The organism is Curtobacterium sp. JUb34, assembly GCF_003755065.1.
Taxonomy (GTDB): domain Bacteria; phylum Actinomycetota; class Actinomycetes; order Actinomycetales; family Microbacteriaceae; genus Curtobacterium.
This window is the reverse complement of the sequence record NZ_RJVH01000001.1, coordinates 794,436-809,726: the sequence shown is the minus strand read 5'-3', so window position 1 is coordinate 809,726 and position 15,291 is coordinate 794,436. Positions and strand designations below refer to the sequence as shown.

Below are 15,291 nucleotides of genomic sequence, written 5' to 3'. Positions count from 1 at the left end.
TCCGACGACGGTAACTCTTGCCGGCTGAAGCGCACTCATGGTACTTATATGTACCACAAGCAGGATGCGGTGCAGGCAGTTTGTTACTTGGCGTAACTCAACTCAGCTCGTCACCGCAGGCTGAGAGGAGCTGTCGTGACGGAACGAAATCAAAGCGCGGCTGCCGGCGCGGCGGGAGGTCACGCGGCCGCTCGAGCCGGGGCGTCAGCACCCACCGTTGTGCAGGTCCCGTTGAGCGCGATGAGAGGTGCGCTGCCTGACGACTTGCAAGCCTTGTATACCGCTGTACTGGAGGGCCAAGCCCTTATCCCGGGCCTCACTCTCGGAATCGGCGCGCTCACGGTTGCTCGCTGGGACCCGGCGTACGCCGCCACCGGGTGGACGCTATGGGGCGCAGATCTCACCCTCGACCAGGGTCATCCGTTCGGGTCGATGTTCTACCGGAACGACGCTGACGGCCGTGTGCTGCGGGTCGGGGTGACGTGGCATCCGCCGGTGCAGCAGCTGGAGTTCCCCGCCCTGCATCCGTCGAAGCCGGAGCTCACCTCCGACTGCACAGCCGACGAGGTCGCCGCGGTCGTGCTGGACGCGCGGAGTCGGATTGGGACGCTGGTTGCGGTGAACGCGCAGATCGGGTCGTTCGTCGCGACCGAAGAGAGCGAGGGCGCGATTTTGGACGCGTCCGGTCTCGGGTTGGAGCGGCTGTCGGAGGATGACCCGCGGCTGGCTGGCGATGCCTGAGCGTCGGGCGCCGCGGTTCGAGCCGGTGCCGTTGCGGCTGCTGTCGTTGTCGGCGCAGTTCGACGCGATCCTCTGGCCGACGTTGGCGGGGCTGACCTTCACGAACTCGACAGGGACGGCGATCCTGCAACGTCACGTCAACGTTCGACCGTCGGGCAACGGGTGGACGTTCACCCTCCTCAGCGGCACGGCCCTGACGGACCCGACGGACCCGCTGGTTGAAGCGGCAAAGCAGGTGATGACCGTGTTGACGGAGCTGCGGCAGGTGGGTCGTGGTGCGAGAGCGGCGGGGTCTGCTGATGTCTGACCGGACGTGGGTGCAGACCATCCGGCAGGAGCAGACGATCCTGTCGTTGCCGTTCGGGCTCGGGTGGACCATCGACATCACCGATACCCTCACCGCCCTCGCAGCGGCGGGGATGTCGGCCCGGGTGGAGGCGTTTGACCGGCTCCGGTTCGAGGACGGGCGGACCGCGTTCCTCGCCACCCCGGACCCCACCGCCACCGTCACCGACGGCGCTGATGAGGGCCGGACTGATGATGTGATTCTGCTGCCGGGTGGGTCCGAGGGTGGGGTGTTGTCGTTGGTGCGCCGGTACCCGGACCTGGTCGTGGTGAACGGGAAACGGCAACGCGTCTGGGCGGGCGGCCGGCAGGTGTCTGGGGCGTCGATGCAGCGGGACGCGACACCCGGCTGGCGGACCATGTTCGCGATCGCTCGCACCGTCGCCCTGCACGGTGGCGGCACGCACGCCATCGCGGACCGCATCGGCATCCCCTTCGTCGACGTCCGCGCCGTCATGCCGGCGCTCGGGTCGCACGTGTTCCACACCCCTCTCGGGTGGGAAGCAGCGGACCTGCCCGCCCTCGTCGACTGGGCTCTCGCCGCATACCCCGGGCCCGGCGGCGTCCGCACCTGCTGGCGCCGCGACGGCACCCTCGACGCGCAAGCGGATCAGCTGATCAGCCTGGGTGGGGTGATGTCGGACCGGTGGGCGGCGCAGCAGTCCGGGATCCTCGTCCCACCGAACCGGCTCACCGCGTTCTTCGCCACGCACCTGGACATGGCGTCCCTCGGCTACGAACCCGCCACTGTCGACGACGCGACGGTGAAGGTCGTCATCCCGCAGGACACGACCATCCTCACCAGCGCTGCGGGGTGTTGCACGGATGAGTTCATCACCGCGCACGTCATCTATGAAGACAGCTGGGTGACCGCGAACACGGAAGCGGTAACCGGGCTGCGGCAGCTGCTGCATTTCCAAGCCGACCTCGCCCACGACCTCCGCTGGCATCCCAACGGCAGCTGACGAGAGCCCGCTTATGACCTTGCAGTTGCTGTCGCTGACGTTGGCGTACGACGACACCCGGTTTTTCGGCTCCGTCATGTTCACCGACCCCAACCACCCCGACGACAAGCTGGCCGCGTCCTCATCGACCACACCGACGAGCCGCCCTGGTTCCGCCTCACCAACTCGACCCGACCGCGCAGGACCCGACGGTGCCGGCGATGGTCGAAGCGGGCCGGATCATGCGGTTCATCCTCCGCTACACCCCCGACCGCATCGGCCGCACCCCCGCCGACTTCCCGCAGCCCTAACCCGCCCCGCTCCCGACCCCTGGAGGTAGTTGCCGATGATGCGTCTGGTGTCCATGCACCTGTCGAACGACCGGATCCTCTGGGGGCACGTCCTCCTCGAGGACACCGAGCACCCGGACGCGCACCTGGCGCAGATCCTGGTCTGCCCCACCGACGTCGAGCCCGGCTACGAGCTCTACGACAAGACCAACACCGTCCTGTCGGACCTGACCGTCCCAGCGGTACGGGAAGCGAACCGCATCGTGCAGACCCTCCTCATCCCCGCCTCCGAAATCGCGAAGCGGGAAAAAGCCGTCCGGGCAGTGATCCACTCGGGGTATCTCGAAGGGTTCCCGGACGACATGCCGTGGCAGTCCCAGTTGTGGATGTACGCCCGCGGCGAGGTCACCCGCGAACAACTGTCCGCCTACGCCGACGAAGGCCGACAGATCCCCCGCGTCCCCGGCGTCACCCCAGCCGACGCCGCCGACGTCCCCGAGGACTGGTGGCAGAACACACAAGCCCGCATCCGCCGCAACCTCCTCACCACAACCCTCACCGAGGCGGAAGCAGCAGCCGCCCTGCAGATCAGCACCGACGACGTCGGTGAGCTGTTCGGGTCGAACCGGCTGCTGAGCTTCGACCTCGACGGTGAGGAACGCATCCCCGACTGGCAGCTCGTCCGACCGGCCCTCCCCGAGTGGGGTGACCCGTCGTCGCTGCTGCCGGGCCTGGACGTGCTCTACGCGGCAGCACCGCAGCCGCTCCTCGATGCGGCAGCGATGACCGAGTTCATGACGTCGCCCCGCGACTTCCTCACCGTCGACGACCGCGTCCTGACCCCGCTCGACTGGATCCGAGAAGGCCGGCCGCTCGCGACCATCGTCGCGTTGTTCCGGGGACGGCAGTGGCGGTGGTGAGCAGCCGGCCGGACCTGTTCCTCCTCAACGTCGCGTTCGACACCACTGGTGTGCACGGGCACGTGTTCTTCCGCGACCCGCCCAGCACCGACCTCCGACAGGTCATCATCCGCAGTACCGACGCCGGCAACATCTGTGAACCAGCCCACGGTGACACCCGCGACGGGTGGGAGCCGTTCTTGACCGAAGCCCGCTGGCTGATGGCGCTGGTCCGACCCGACACTCCGGAGGAGCGCAGCTGATGGGGCCCGCACTCGGATGGGTCGCTGCCGCGTACTCTGGCCAGCCGCAGATCACGATGCCGTACGGGCTCGGCGACACCACCGATCTCACCGGCGCTCTCGCGGTCCTGAAGCTGGCCGGGCTTGCCGCGGTCGTGGAGTCACACGACACGATTCGCCTCGCCGACGGCCGCCGCGCTCGCTTCCCGACGCTCACGCAACGACCACGCGATGAGCCGGACGTCGCGGCTGAGCTGCTGCTACTGGCGCCGCGGACGGTGACGACGACGCAGATCGCCCTCGCCGAACAGACCGAGACCGTCCTGCTCGTCGACGTCGACCATCGCAGGGTGTGGGTCGACGGGGAGCAGGTCCTCGGTGTGCACGAGCGGTGGAAGGACGCAGCACCGATCTACGTCACCTTCGCCGTCGCACGGATGCTCGCCGTCAACGGCTCCACGTTCGACGGCATGGTTCGGGCCGGATTCACCGCGGGCCAGGTCGATGACGCGCTCGCGCGCCTCGGGAAACGCGTGCACCGCACCGACATCGGATGGGAATCCCGGAAGGTCGGCGGCCTCGTGGACTTCGCGATCGCCTGCTACCCCGGACCAAGCGGAGTCAAAACTCAGTGGACATCGGACCTGCCGCTGCCCGAGCAGGCAGATCGGCTCATCGGCGCTGGGTGCCGGATCTCTGGCCGCGCCATCTCCGACCGTCCCGGCTACCCCATCATCGGCAGACGCGACCTGCCCTACCGGCTGGTCGCGTTCACCGAAAACGAAGTCGACATGGCGGCGCTCGGGTTCGAACCGGACCAAGTCGGCTTTGCCGGCACGGAACTGATCCGCCCCGCCGACGCCACCATCTTCCTCACCGCAGCTGCCGCCGGATACCGGGACCGGACCGACGACTTCATCACCGCGAACACGCTGCTCCGCGCCGACTTCCGCAACGACGACGACGCGGCCTCACTTGAAGAGGTGCGGAATCAGCTGCAGTTCCTCGCCGACACCGGGTATGACCTCCGTCACAACCTGCCTAGCTAACGAGGTCTCGAATGGCATCGGTAGAGCTTCAGCGAGCCACGGTGGGCGAGAGCGTCCTGCTACCCGCTGAGTGTTTTCAGAAGACGAGGGCGCCCAGCCCGTTGCTGCGCACCTCGTTTCCGAACTCGAACGCGCCAGTGGCAGCGTTCAGGAGCGCTCCGGCACCGGGGCAGAGTACGCAGCTGTGGTACCGGGATCAGATGACCCTTGGACATTGGAAGCGGTTGCAGACATTCTCGCAGGCTCGCGAGCTGGTCGCATCGAGGGACGAAGAGAACCCGTGGATCACCATCACTCGCGAGCATGCTGGCGACGCTGATGATCGCGGCAGCGTGGTGAACGCCTTCGAAATGCTTGGGTGGGAGGATCGCGTGTATGTCTGCGGCGACACGGCTCGCTCCGGGTCCCGCTGGCTGTGGTCCAGCTGGCCGGATGAAGCATGGGCCCGTGCGGGGCGCGTCGCTTGGATCGGCCCTTCCTGGTATCGCGCTTGCGTATTCGAAGCGCAGATCGAAACGGTCAGCGATGCGCTAGCGCAGCTCGCTCCGGCACTCCACGCCGTTCCTGACGTGGTACGCCAGGCTGACGGGTTTGCGTGGCGGGTGCGGAGCCTGGACTACTCAGCGAATCAGCATCTACGCCGTTCGTAACCGGGTTCTGGGTGTGACGCGTTTCCAGGGTGAAGGCCGATGCCTCACGGTACGAAGCGAGCCGCCGGCGGCTCTGAACGTTCCAGCACGCCGCACCAATCGATGCGCGACGATGCGAGCCCGGATGACGGTGGCTTGGAATCGATCGCAAGTCTCACGTGCGCCGGCGTGCGGTTGACGGCTCGCGCGATCGACCCAAGGGAGCGGGTCCTATCACTGAGCATCGCGTGGATTGACTCGTAGTCGATGTCGTCGATCTCAGGCCCGATAGCGGCGTCGGTCGATAGCCTCGGCGGCGCCCAGACGACCGGCTCGGACGCCTGCGCAGAGCACGCACCCTGGGGATCGCAGGAGACAAGGGAGCGCAGCAGTCCGGCGAGGTACGCGTCGATGCCGTCCACGAGCTCAGCGGTCAAACGGATGCCAAAGGAAGTGAGGTCCGCTGCGTCATGCTTTCGCCGGACTCCTCGGATTGCTGCTGGAAGGGTCGCAACGTCATCACCTGTCGCCCGAAGGTAGAGATGCCACCGGGCAAGGGTGAGGCGGCGGTGTCCACCTGGGTCTGCATTCGCCGCGTCGCAGAGCGCACGCCAGTGCTCCAAGCTGATGATGGTGCTCCCGTTGAGGAGGCGTCGGCGTTGGCCATAGTTGATCGGTATCGGTTCCTCGCGTGCTGCGGTCCACAGGCGTGTGAGGGCTTCGGTCGTCGTCGCTCGTGTGCGTTCGTCGCCGAGCGCGACGATGCGGGTGGGGAAGTGGCGGGCCGGATCGTTGATGACTTGCGCGTACGCAATCCTCATTGCTCGCATCGTTGTTCCCGACCCGATGTGCAGCGGCACGGCCCAGTTTGACCAGAGAAGTCCTGGTGCGGCGTAGGGAGGGGCAGCCGGTGATGTGGCGGGCTTCTCGTTGGTTGCGCTGCGAAGTCGCGCGCGCGGACTTATGTCTGCCCCGATGGCACGGAGCACGCGAGCACGCATTGACTGATTCGGGTGTCCCCAGTAGGCCAGCAGTTCAGCAGCGCTTCCCGGTCCGAAGCCGACGCTCCGAGGGACGGGTGCGGGCCTGCGAGTGAAGGTGGCTTTCCGGATGAATGGACGGACGCCGAGTTCGGGCCCTTCAAGGAGGCGGACGGCGACCGCGGCGAGGGCCGCGAGTGCGTACGCATCGTGTGGTGGTGCGGATCCGACGCGTGCTTCCGCTTCCATTAGACCGAGCAGTGTCTCCGACGGCGCTTCAGCGAGGCGGCTGATGAGACGGAGGTCGCCGCCGGCTCGAAGATTGCCGATGATCCCGGCGATCGTGCGGAGCGCATCGAGCGGGTGGTCGTCCTCGCTGATGATCCGGTAGATGCGCCGCTGCGCGGCTGCGATTGGCGACAGGGTGTCGCATGTGATCGATTCGGCCACGTAGTCGAGTCGTGCCTGGCAGCGGAGAGCTGGCTTGCCGGTGGATATGTTGTTTCGGCAGGTGCTTGGGTCCCACAGTTCGGTGGTCGCGCCGACGACGTCGCATGGCGCCTCAGTGCAGCCGGGACAGCTGTCTTCGAGGATTCGATTGTGCCGGAGGCAGACGAAGGCCCAGACGAGTCGCCAGTGCCGTTGGTACACGCCGGGTTGCTCCGCGAAGCACTCTGGGCAGTACCGCGTCCCTGTTCGGCGGACCCATCCCGTGTCGGTCATGACCCGGCCGTTCGCGATGCGGATCGCTCGGCCGTCGAAGGGTACGAGGGTTGCGGCTTGGAGTCGTTCGGCGGTGATACCGGTCGCGGCCGACAGCGCGGTGAGAACGGGTCGTGGAGCTTCGACTCCGAGGTTGCGGAGGATTGGCGGGGGGAGCTCATGCAGGTGCAGGCGTTCGAGAAGCGCTTGCCGCGTGGTGTGGAAGTGCTCCCATGCCCAGCGACTGATCGCGCTCGGTAGCCACTCATCGGCTGCGAGGGACGGTGCGATTGCAAGGGGTCGGGACGGCATGGGAGCACTCGACGTCAGAGCTTCGGGAAGACGTACTTGCCGGCGTCGAGGAGTGCGAGCCGGTGTCGTCGTCCGTCCTCAACGGCGTCTTCGAGTCGCACGGTGTCGAGGAGTGCTCGGTCGATGCGCTCGGTGCCGCTGATCATCGCCGCTGCGCTTGCGTTTCGGATGAGCGTCGCGAGGGAGATCATGTAGCCCAGGGTGCTGACCCACGTGTATTCCGCGAGGTCCCGCGAGAGCCATCCTTGTGGGGGGAGGTTGCTCAGGCGGAGGCGCTGCTCGTATTCCTCGAGGACCTCGGCCCACTCGGCTTTGGCGCGGGCTTCGCCGTAGGGCATCTTCGGTACTTCGAGGGGGATCCAGCGTCCGCGGGACTGTCGGCGGGAGTTGGCCTGGTCGGGAGCACTGCGTTCGCCGATGACCCAGGCGATGTCGTTGCCGCACAGCAGGACGCGGACTCCCTGGTTCGTGATGCCTCTGATGAGGTTGTGCACCTGCCGTCCTGTTGCTCCGTGGAAGCCGATGAACTGGATCTCGTCGATCACGATGAGCTTGGTTTCGCACGCTTGCAGCGCGGCTGCGAGAGAGGCGGAGGAGTTCCTTGCAACCGGCCATCCGAGCAGTTCGCAGAGGTGCCGTTCGAGCTCGATGCGGCTCAGCGCGGCGGGTAAGGAGGCGTAGATGACGGGGCGAATCAGCGTTCCGGCGTGTGTGGGTTCTCTCTGACCTCGTTCGATTTCGAGTTCCCGCAAGACGGTGAGTCGGATCATCTCGTCGGCGGCGTAGCTGCGGGCGATCATCGATTTGCCGACTCCGGGTTCGCCGTTGATGAGCGGCACGCCTTGCTGGTGCATGGAGAGGTTAGTGGCGGCCGTGCCGATCATCGTCAGCTGGTCGAGCACTGCGCTCGCTTGCGGGGTGCGCAGAAGCGGAACCGTCGCGTGCCACATCGCGCGATCGTGGTCGTACAGCATCCGATCGCTCATGGTCATCTGTTGGAGCTGCGCGACGGTGCGGAAGCCCGGGTCGGGTTGCTCGTTCAGAGTGTCGCGGATGAAGAGTTGATCCTCAGGGCAGAGCAGGAACGTGGGGTCGTCCGCGGTGGCCTGCGCGATGAGTTCGGCGGTGGGCATTGCTACCTCTCCCTTTCAAGTTGGCCGTCGGGGGCGGGGCAGTCCCGGACGGACGCTGAGGTTCGGCCGGGACTGCCCTCCCGGAGGGGACTACTGCGCTTGCTTCCAGGCCTCGCCGGGGCGATAGCTACGGAGGCCGTGACGCTTTTCGGCGAGGTGGACGACGTCCGTGTCCGATGGCGTTGAGGCGACCGGGTCACGGTCAGACGTCTGCGGACCGGGATCGGGTCGGTTCGTCGGCAGGGGTACGGGCGCGGGCGTCGGGGGTTCCGACCCGGCAGAGCGCGCGCGGTCGATGTTGAGAGCCAGCAGGTCCTCGCCGAACTGGGCGCGTTGTTCGTCCTGGTCAAGGACGGTGAGTGCCGGTTCGAGGTCTTCGTGCCCGGCCTGCACTTCGGCGGCGTCTTCGATGGCGAAATCGGCGAAGAGGCTGGTAAGCCGGTCGAAGAACTCGGCGTCTGTGAAGGATCGCCCTCCGAGGGAGAGCGCGGCCGCGTTCGTGGCGACTTCCCCGAATCGAGGCAGTCCTTCCCGCCAGTACTTCCACTTCAGCTCGTGGGCGTTGCCGTCCGCATCGAAGCAGTAGACGCTGCGCAGGTCGGTCGGGTCGTAGAACACCTGCAGGTTGCGCTGTCCGAGCCGCCGGTCATTGCGCAGCTCATCGAGCAGTGGCGCGTTCTGGTACTGGAGGCGGTTGAGGCGTACGCCTCCGGCGCCGATGACGACGGACTTGCTGGGGAGGAATCGGATCCAGTCGTGCTTCCAGCTGGTGGTGCGGATGGCTCCGTCGCGTTCGATGGAGATCTTCCACATCATGAAGGGACTGAGGCGGGCGAAGGGGTCGTCCTCGAGCGCGAGCCCGCGGTGTGGCGCGTTGTTGTAGAGGTCGATGCACTGTCGGAGACGCCGTTCCAGCAAGGTTCCGGACATGAGCCGTTCACCTGCAGGGTCAGCGCCCTTGTCGTGGACGCCGCCGCCGGTGAATCCCTGCATTGCTTCTTCGAAGAGCGACTTGATGGTCCCGAATGCTCGTTCGACCTGGGGCTTGTCGGTCGGTGTGTAGGAGCGTTGCGGTTCGAAATCAATGCCGAGACGGCCGATCTGGTTGGAGGTGAATGCGGAGACGAACGGCTTCCCGTTGTCGGAGACGATCGCCTCGGGGGTGAAGCCGGCGACGTGCCCCCAGGTTGCTGGAACACCCACGTAGGGCTGCTCGTACAGGGCGTCACCTGGGAGCGTCCATTCGCGGAGATCGTCCTTCGTCTTCGGTCTGAGGACGTCGGCGAGGCACAGCCCAACTCCGATGCCGGAGGTGAGCACGGAGATCGACATACCGACGATGGCGCGCGTGTAGTGATCGAGCGCGATGGTGATCTCGGGGCGGAGCTTCCTCCCGGTCCTCGGGTCTTTGATGAAGACGTTGGCTTTCGTGGTGTCGAACAGCACGAGCTCGCCGGGACGGCTCGTGCTGCGTCGGCGCATGGATGCGGGCGGCCGGTTGTTCGCCGACCGCCGTGATGCGGCGATACCGGCGAGACCTTCGGGGTTCTGGTCACGGAGTGCGGCGATCATGTTCCGCAGCGTCCGCTCTGATGGAAGGCCCTTCGTCCGCCGCGCAGCTTTGCGGGCGGCGACGAATCCGCGAACCAGAGATGCGATGGTGCGCGTGGAGCGGCTGGCTTCAGCGAGGAGATACTCGTAGAGCTCGTCCCAGAGCGCGTCCGGCTGGTGATCGCGTCGCGGCTTCACCAAGCGAGCGTCGTGGACGTAGCCTCGCTCGCGGGAGCGTTGCAGCACACGCTCGATATGGCGACGTTCGGACCGGACCTTGACGTGAGTTCCGGCGGACGGGCCGTTCTTCCGGAGCTTCTTCACACGGATCGCGGCGAGATTCGTTACGCGGGTTGGGAGGGTCAGCAGTTTCGGGTCGAGCTCCGGGATCGGTGGCTGGTTCGGGTGGTCCTCCGGTTCGCGTCCCGTGCGGAGGATATGCAGGATCCGCTCATCTTCGATCCCGCGCTTGCGTTGCTTCTCGGGGAGTCGATCCAGGTAGTGGTGCAGTTCGACGACGTTGTTTGGGGGAGCGGTCTCCTGCTGGGCCGCAGTGACTGCGTCGGCGAGCGGGATCTCGCCGGCCGGTCGTCCGGTGCTGTCGACGAGGGAGACGGTCGTGCCGCGAACCTCGCTGATGCAGTAGCTCTGGTCGTCCTTCGTGATGGTGGTGCCGCGGCGGACGAGCCGTGTCTGGGTGGTCATGGTGGTTCCGTTCTGTGTGGTTTTCGGGCGCGACGGATAGCGCGAGCACGCTTCATGGAGAAGGTGCCGCGATTCGGTCCGACGCGTGGTCGGATCAGGAGGCGGAGATGATCGCGCCGGTGTACGGATCGACGTACAGCGTCGGTCGCGCGTGCGGCCGGCGGATTCTCTTCGCCGGATCCTCGACCAGCAGGCGGACGGCAGACGGCTTGGGCGTCGCGGCGAAGCGAGCGTGCAGACGATTCATAACGTTCGGGATCTGCTGCTGTGCGAGGGAACGCGCAAGTCGTCGGTGAAGCGTCGACACGGACGGCAGAGATGCGCGGTTTCCGTTCGCGTGGTGGTGTGCGAGGAATCTGCTGATGAGGTGGATGACGGGCCGCGCTTTCCCAACGAAATCGGCTTCCTTGCTGAGGAACTGGTCGATTTCGTCATGCAGCTCATCGTGGCGTTCACGTGGCGCCGTCATGTACCTCAGGTCAGTCATGGTGATACCTCGGCAGGAGGGCAGCGAAGGTCTTGCTCGCGGAACGGAAGGCACGCTCGACGATTACCTTCCTCGGCATATGGTCGACCCGAACCGCTGACGAACCGAGGACCTTGAGTCGGTCTTCGAACCTGGTGATCTCTTCGGGGGTCATGGCTTCTCCAGAACAGCTGCTGAGGTGTACGGGGTATTGAGGTCGGTGCGGAGTGCACCGGTCCAGACCAGGTGGCGGACGACCTGCAGGGCGAGGGGTCGGTCGAGGGCGCTGAACTGCGCGGCGTTGCGGACGAGTTCCGCGACGGTGACGTTCGGACGCCAACGGCGGAGCAGCTCGACCCCGTACGTCAGTGCGAGGTCGGGGTCGGGTCGGGCCTTCGAGAAGCTGCTGAGGTTGCTCGTCACGGACTCCGGTAAGCCGGTCCAGACGATGTGGATGATGCCGGCGGCGGCGAGGGTCTCGCGGATGAGAGCGTGCCGCGCGATGTTGGCGGGCTTCGCGGCGGCGGCGGGCGTCTTCACGTCGACTGCGATCACGGGAAGGCCGGGGGAGAGGACTCCGAAGTCTGGGGTGTGCTTCTTCAGGGGGAAGCCGTTCGGCCACAGTGCGGTGAATGGTTGCGCGCTGATGTGCGCGACGCGTGGATCGAAGTCCGCGAGGAGGACGAACTCTCGTTCGAGTCGGGATTCGCAGTGCACGTGGCCGTGCGTCGTTTGGGTCCAGACCGCGACGGGCTTGTGCCGCTGGCTCCGTCTACGGGAGTAGTCGCGGGTCGGGTGACCGAGCACGAAGTCCTTCACAGCGATGTCCATGAGGTCGCGGGAGTAGGTGGTGCGTCCGTCAGCACTGAACCATGCGCGAACGGTTGTCTTCTCGGCGTCCGTCCGCTGGATGAAGTTGAGGTGCCGGACGCCTCGCACTGGCCGGAACTGTCGGGCGCGTGCGGCTGGCGCTGACTCGGCGCGCAGTGCCGCGAGAGCTGTGAGCAAGGGCGGATCGGAACGGTTCTCGAAGGCACCCCAGGCGCCCTGGTCCCAGTGTTCCCATCCCTGCTGCGTCTGCTGCATCTGAACTTTGATCATGCGACACGCCGCCCTTCTTGTCAGTCCGACCACTCAGTGCGTATCAAGATACGCATCAAGGTACGGTTCCTCCTGGGCGAGCGCAAGAGGAGATTTTGGATGGTGGGAACGAAGAGGCAGACGCCCGTGGAGCTGACGCCTGGTCCGTGGCCGGACCTGCCGTCCGACGACGCTCCCGCGGAGGCGGCGAGGCAGCTCGCGCTCCGTGTTCGTGATGCCTTGGGGACGCGGAGTGTGCGGGCACTTGCTCGCCATACGGGGGTTCCGGATGGCACGCTCTTGCGCATCATGAACGGTGCGCTTTGGCCAGACCTTCGCACGGTGATCGTGCTCGAGGAGGCGATCGGCCGAGATCTTTTTCCGAGTTGGAGCGAGCGCCTTGCAGCACGGTCAGCCGTGCAGCCTCTTGAAACGGAGTCCTACATCCGTCGCGACGAGAGCGGCCAATGGCGTCATGCGGAACGAATCGCTGGGACGTGGGACCCAAACGACAAAGATCTAGGTCCACTCCCGTCGAAGGACTTCGAGTGAGAACGGTCGGTGAGTTGATTCCAGGATGTACGCGGCGGACGCGAGCACGGTGAACGTCTCGAGGTGACGGACGTAGTCGCCTTTTTCAAGGTGGCGAGGTGCAAGGCGTCGGATGGTATTCACGTCGAGGCCGGTAAGCGATGCGATGGTCTCGTTGCTCAGTTCCTGCACCTCTTCGATGCGATGGGCGAGATCATACATTCGGCGGCGATGGTGTGGGTCATTGGAGCGAGCGAGCGCGAGCATGCGCACCTGAGCGGCGTAGAGGATGCCGTCATCTTTGACGCGCGAGGACTCTGCTTGACTGAGGAGCTCGGCGCACTCGACGCCCTGGATACGGTTCGGGCACGTGCGCGGGTCCCATTCCTGCACGGTGCGGCCGAGCGGGATCCGCGGTTGCTCACCGCAGGCTGAGCACGACGTCGCGAGAACTCGCGAGTGCTTCAAGCAGATGTGCATCCACGGATGCCGCCACATCATCAAGTGAACACCGGGCAGTTCGTGGAGGCAGTCTGGGCACCACTTGTGGATGACTTCGCGATAGAGCGGGTCGCTGTCGAGGCCGCGCTCCTCGAACGGCACGTAGCCATCTCGGACGATGTCCGTGAAGGATGCCCACGTGGCTCGGTCGCGCATCGACTGCGTCATCGCGTAGAGCTGTACGAAGGGGATGCCGCTTGCTGCGCTGATGGTTTCGGCTGTCTCAGGGCGCAGCGCGACCCCAAGGCCGTGGATCTCGGTTGAGTGCAATGTGCCCATGCCGAGGGCTTCGAGGAGGTCTCGGCGGGAGCATTTGTAGACGTCGAACGCCCACCGGCTGAGTGCGGTTTGTAGCCACTCGCCGGGCTCTGGTGTTAGCGGCGTCGCCAGTCGACGTACGGTTCGTGGTGGTCGAGGCGCATCGCCGATCCGGTGTTGTGGCTGTGTCGCCTCAGGCATGGTGCGGCCTTTGCAAGGCTTCGTGTCGCGTGGGCACATGTTGCAGCGCAATGTGTCGTCTCAGTGCCGTCGTGTAACGCATCGTGTCGCCTGATCGCCCCGGTTGTCGTCGGAACGTGTCGCGTGGGCGGTTCGCGACAGTTCGCGCTACATCGCGACACATTGCGACGACAGTCACAACAGACGACTACTGCGGCATGTCCACGAACCGCGAGAACATCCCGTGGAACGCCACGGTGATGGTGTCCGTCGGCCCGTTGCGGTGCTTCGCCACGATCAGGTCGGCCTCACCCTGCCGCGGGTTGTCCTTCTCGTACGCCGATTCGCGGTGCAGCAGGATGACCATGTCGGCGTCCTGCTCGATCGACCCGGACTCACGCAGGTCGGAGATCGCGGGCTTCTTGTCGGCACGCTGCTCGGGGCCACGGTTCAGCTGCGACAGCGCGATGACGGGGACCTGGAGCTCCTTCGCCATCAGCTTCAGGGCGCGCGAGAACTCGGAGACCTCTTGCTGGCGGCTCTCGACCTTCTTGCCCGAGGTCATCAGCTGCAGGTAGTCGATCACGACGAGCTTGAGGTTGTGCTGCTGCTTGAGTCGACGGCACTTGGCGCGGATCTCGACGAGCGTCATGTTGGGGGAGTCGTCGATGAAGAACGGGGCGTCGTTGATGCGGCCGCGGGTCTGCGCGATGGTGGTCCAGTCGCGGGAGTCGACGGTGCCCTTGCGCATGTTCTGCAGCGGCACGCTGGTCTCGGCGGACAGGAGTCGCATCGCGATCTCGGCGCGACCCATCTCGAGCGAGAAGAAGGCGGCGGTCTGGTCGTGCTTGATCGCGGCCGCGCGGCACAGGTCGAGCGCGAGGGTGGACTTACCGAGCGCCGGTCGTGCGGCGACGATGATGAGCTGCCCCGGGTGGAAGCCGTTCGTCAGGCCGTCGAGCTGCGCGAAGCCGGTCGGCACACCGGTCATCTGGCCGTCGCGCCCCTTGGCGGCCTCGATCTCGTCGAGGGCGGCCGAGATGGCGTCGGTCAGCGGCACGTAGTCCTCGGTCTGCACGCCGCCTGCGACGTTGTAGACCTCAGCCTGGGCGCTGTTGACGAGGTCGGTGACCTCTCCCTCGGACGCGTACCCCATCTGCACGATGCGCGTACCGGCGTCGACGAGGCGACGGAGGACGGCCTTCTCGGCGACGATGCCGGCGTAGTACCCGGCGTTCGCCGCGGTCGGCACCATGCTCGTGACGCTGTGCAGGTACTCGGCGCCACCGCCACGGGACAGCAGTCCGGTCTTGGTCAGCTCGTCGGTGACGGCGATGACGTCGGTGGGCTCGCCGTGCGAGTAGAGCGACAGGATCGCGTCGAAGATGACTTCGTGCTTGGGGACGTAGAAGTCCACGCCACGGGCCGTCTCGATGACGTCGGCGACGGCGTCCTTCGACAGCAGCATGCCGCCGATGGTCGACTGCTCGGCCAGCAGGTCGTGCGGCGGGGTGCGTTCCATGCCGCGCTCCGGGTACTCCTGCGGTGCGGGCTCAAGATGCGCGATCGACACACTCTCTCCTCTGTTGAACGACGCGGGACCGGACACGACGGTCCGACACCCGCAACGACTTTCTACCCCCAGCAACCGACATCCCCGAGTCGCTGGGCCAAGCTACGGCCGCAGAGTTATCCCCAACAAACGGCCCTGTGGATAACTCTGTGGACAGATTGCGGAACACGCCGGGATGCT

The 15,291-nt window shown here is 66.0% G+C and carries 13 protein-coding genes; 6 read left to right on the top strand and 7 right to left on the bottom strand.

All coding sequences use genetic code 11. From position 1 onward, the window contains the following. The first annotated feature begins 135 nt into the window (after positions 1-135). The 6 genes from EDF63_RS03820 (at position 136) to EDF63_RS03795 (ending at position 4,510) form a co-directional block, all read left to right on the top strand. Entirely contained in the window at positions 136-741 is a 606-nt protein-coding gene (locus EDF63_RS03820) for a hypothetical protein (RefSeq protein ID WP_148061714.1), read from the top strand. Beyond that, positions 713-1,048 (top strand): hypothetical protein, encoded by a 336-nt coding sequence (locus tag EDF63_RS03815; protein ID WP_123311333.1) that lies wholly within the window; start codon positions 713-715, stop codon positions 1,046-1,048. Before EDF63_RS03820 ends, EDF63_RS03815 begins: the two co-directional genes overlap by 29 nt. Further along, complete coding sequence (locus tag EDF63_RS03810) at positions 1,041-2,051, top strand: hypothetical protein (protein WP_148061713.1); 1,011 nt, start codon at positions 1,041-1,043, stop codon at positions 2,049-2,051. The genes EDF63_RS03815 and EDF63_RS03810 overlap by 8 nt, the downstream gene beginning before the upstream one ends. 337 nt (positions 2,052-2,388) lie before the next feature. Then, positions 2,389-3,240, top strand: coding sequence for an antitoxin VbhA family protein (locus tag EDF63_RS03805; protein WP_148061712.1), 852 nt, complete (start codon positions 2,389-2,391; stop codon positions 3,238-3,240). Next, positions 3,237-3,482 carry a hypothetical protein gene (locus EDF63_RS03800; protein WP_148061711.1) on the top strand — a complete coding sequence of 82 codons (246 nt, stop codon included), beginning with the start codon at positions 3,237-3,239 and terminating at the stop codon, positions 3,480-3,482. Before EDF63_RS03805 ends, EDF63_RS03800 begins: the two co-directional genes overlap by 4 nt. Next, positions 3,482-4,510 (top strand): hypothetical protein, encoded by a 1,029-nt coding sequence (locus tag EDF63_RS03795; RefSeq protein ID WP_123311325.1) that lies wholly within the window; start codon positions 3,482-3,484, stop codon positions 4,508-4,510. The genes EDF63_RS03800 and EDF63_RS03795 overlap by 1 nt, the downstream gene beginning before the upstream one ends. Before the next feature lie 694 nt (positions 4,511-5,204). Here EDF63_RS03795 and EDF63_RS03785 read toward each other — a convergent pair. The 7 genes from EDF63_RS03785 to dnaB all read right to left on the bottom strand — a co-directional run bounded on the left by EDF63_RS03785 (position 5,205) and on the right by dnaB (position 15,111). Next, positions 5,205-7,133, bottom strand: coding sequence for a TniQ family protein (locus tag EDF63_RS03785; RefSeq protein WP_123311321.1), 1,929 nt, complete (start codon positions 7,131-7,133; stop codon positions 5,205-5,207). A gap of 14 nt (positions 7,134-7,147) precedes the next feature. Continuing rightward, positions 7,148-8,266 (bottom strand): AAA family ATPase, encoded by a 1,119-nt coding sequence (locus tag EDF63_RS03780; protein ID WP_123311319.1) that lies wholly within the window; start codon positions 8,264-8,266, stop codon positions 7,148-7,150. A 90-nt stretch (positions 8,267-8,356) separates the two neighbouring features. Then, the gene (locus EDF63_RS03775; RefSeq protein ID WP_123311317.1) at positions 8,357-10,522 is read right to left on the bottom strand and encodes a Mu transposase C-terminal domain-containing protein; all 2,166 of its coding nucleotides are present in this window, start codon (positions 10,520-10,522) and stop codon (positions 8,357-8,359) included. A 94-nt stretch (positions 10,523-10,616) separates the two neighbouring features. After that, complete coding sequence (locus tag EDF63_RS18370; RefSeq protein ID WP_148061710.1) at positions 10,617-11,009, bottom strand: hypothetical protein; 393 nt, start codon at positions 11,007-11,009, stop codon at positions 10,617-10,619. A 150-nt stretch (positions 11,010-11,159) separates the two neighbouring features. Continuing rightward, a complete protein-coding gene (locus EDF63_RS03770; RefSeq protein ID WP_148061709.1) occupies positions 11,160-11,819 on the bottom strand; it encodes a hypothetical protein in 660 nt (219 codons plus the stop codon). 768 nt (positions 11,820-12,587) lie between these two features. After that, on the bottom strand, positions 12,588-13,559 hold the full coding sequence (locus EDF63_RS03765) for a TniQ family protein (protein WP_185021275.1): 972 nt from the start codon (positions 13,557-13,559) through the stop codon (positions 12,588-12,590). Positions 13,560-13,746: 187 nt separating this feature from the next. Then, entirely contained in the window at positions 13,747-15,111 is a 1,365-nt protein-coding gene (gene dnaB / locus EDF63_RS03760) for a replicative DNA helicase (protein ID WP_123311312.1), read from the bottom strand. Between the last annotated feature and the right edge of the window lie 180 nt (positions 15,112-15,291).

What these genes read in the sequence shown, in the direction of transcription:
- EDF63_RS03815 (WP_123311333.1), top strand. Translation starts at nt 713, where the DNA reads ATGACCCGCGGCTGGCTGGCGATGCCTGAGCGTCGGGCGCCGCGGTTC.
- EDF63_RS03810 (WP_148061713.1), top strand. Translation starts at nt 1,041, where the DNA reads ATGTCTGACCGGACGTGGGTGCAGACCATCCGGCAGGAGCAGACGATC.
- EDF63_RS03795 (WP_123311325.1), top strand. Translation starts at nt 3,482, where the DNA reads ATGGGGCCCGCACTCGGATGGGTCGCTGCCGCGTACTCTGGCCAGCCG.
- EDF63_RS03785 (WP_123311321.1), bottom strand. Translation starts at nt 7,133, where the DNA reads ATGCCGTCCCGACCCCTTGCAATCGCACCGTCCCTCGCAGCCGATGAG.
- EDF63_RS03780 (WP_123311319.1), bottom strand. Translation starts at nt 8,266, where the DNA reads ATGCCCACCGCCGAACTCATCGCGCAGGCCACCGCGGACGACCCCACG.
- EDF63_RS03775 (WP_123311317.1), bottom strand. Translation starts at nt 10,522, where the DNA reads ATGACCACCCAGACACGGCTCGTCCGCCGCGGCACCACCATCACGAAG.
- EDF63_RS18370 (WP_148061710.1), bottom strand. Translation starts at nt 11,009, where the DNA reads ATGACTGACCTGAGGTACATGACGGCGCCACGTGAACGCCACGATGAG.
- EDF63_RS03770 (WP_148061709.1), bottom strand. Translation starts at nt 11,819, where the DNA reads ATGGACATCGCTGTGAAGGACTTCGTGCTCGGTCACCCGACCCGCGAC.
- EDF63_RS03765 (WP_185021275.1), bottom strand. Translation starts at nt 13,559, where the DNA reads ATGCCTGAGGCGACACAGCCACAACACCGGATCGGCGATGCGCCTCGA.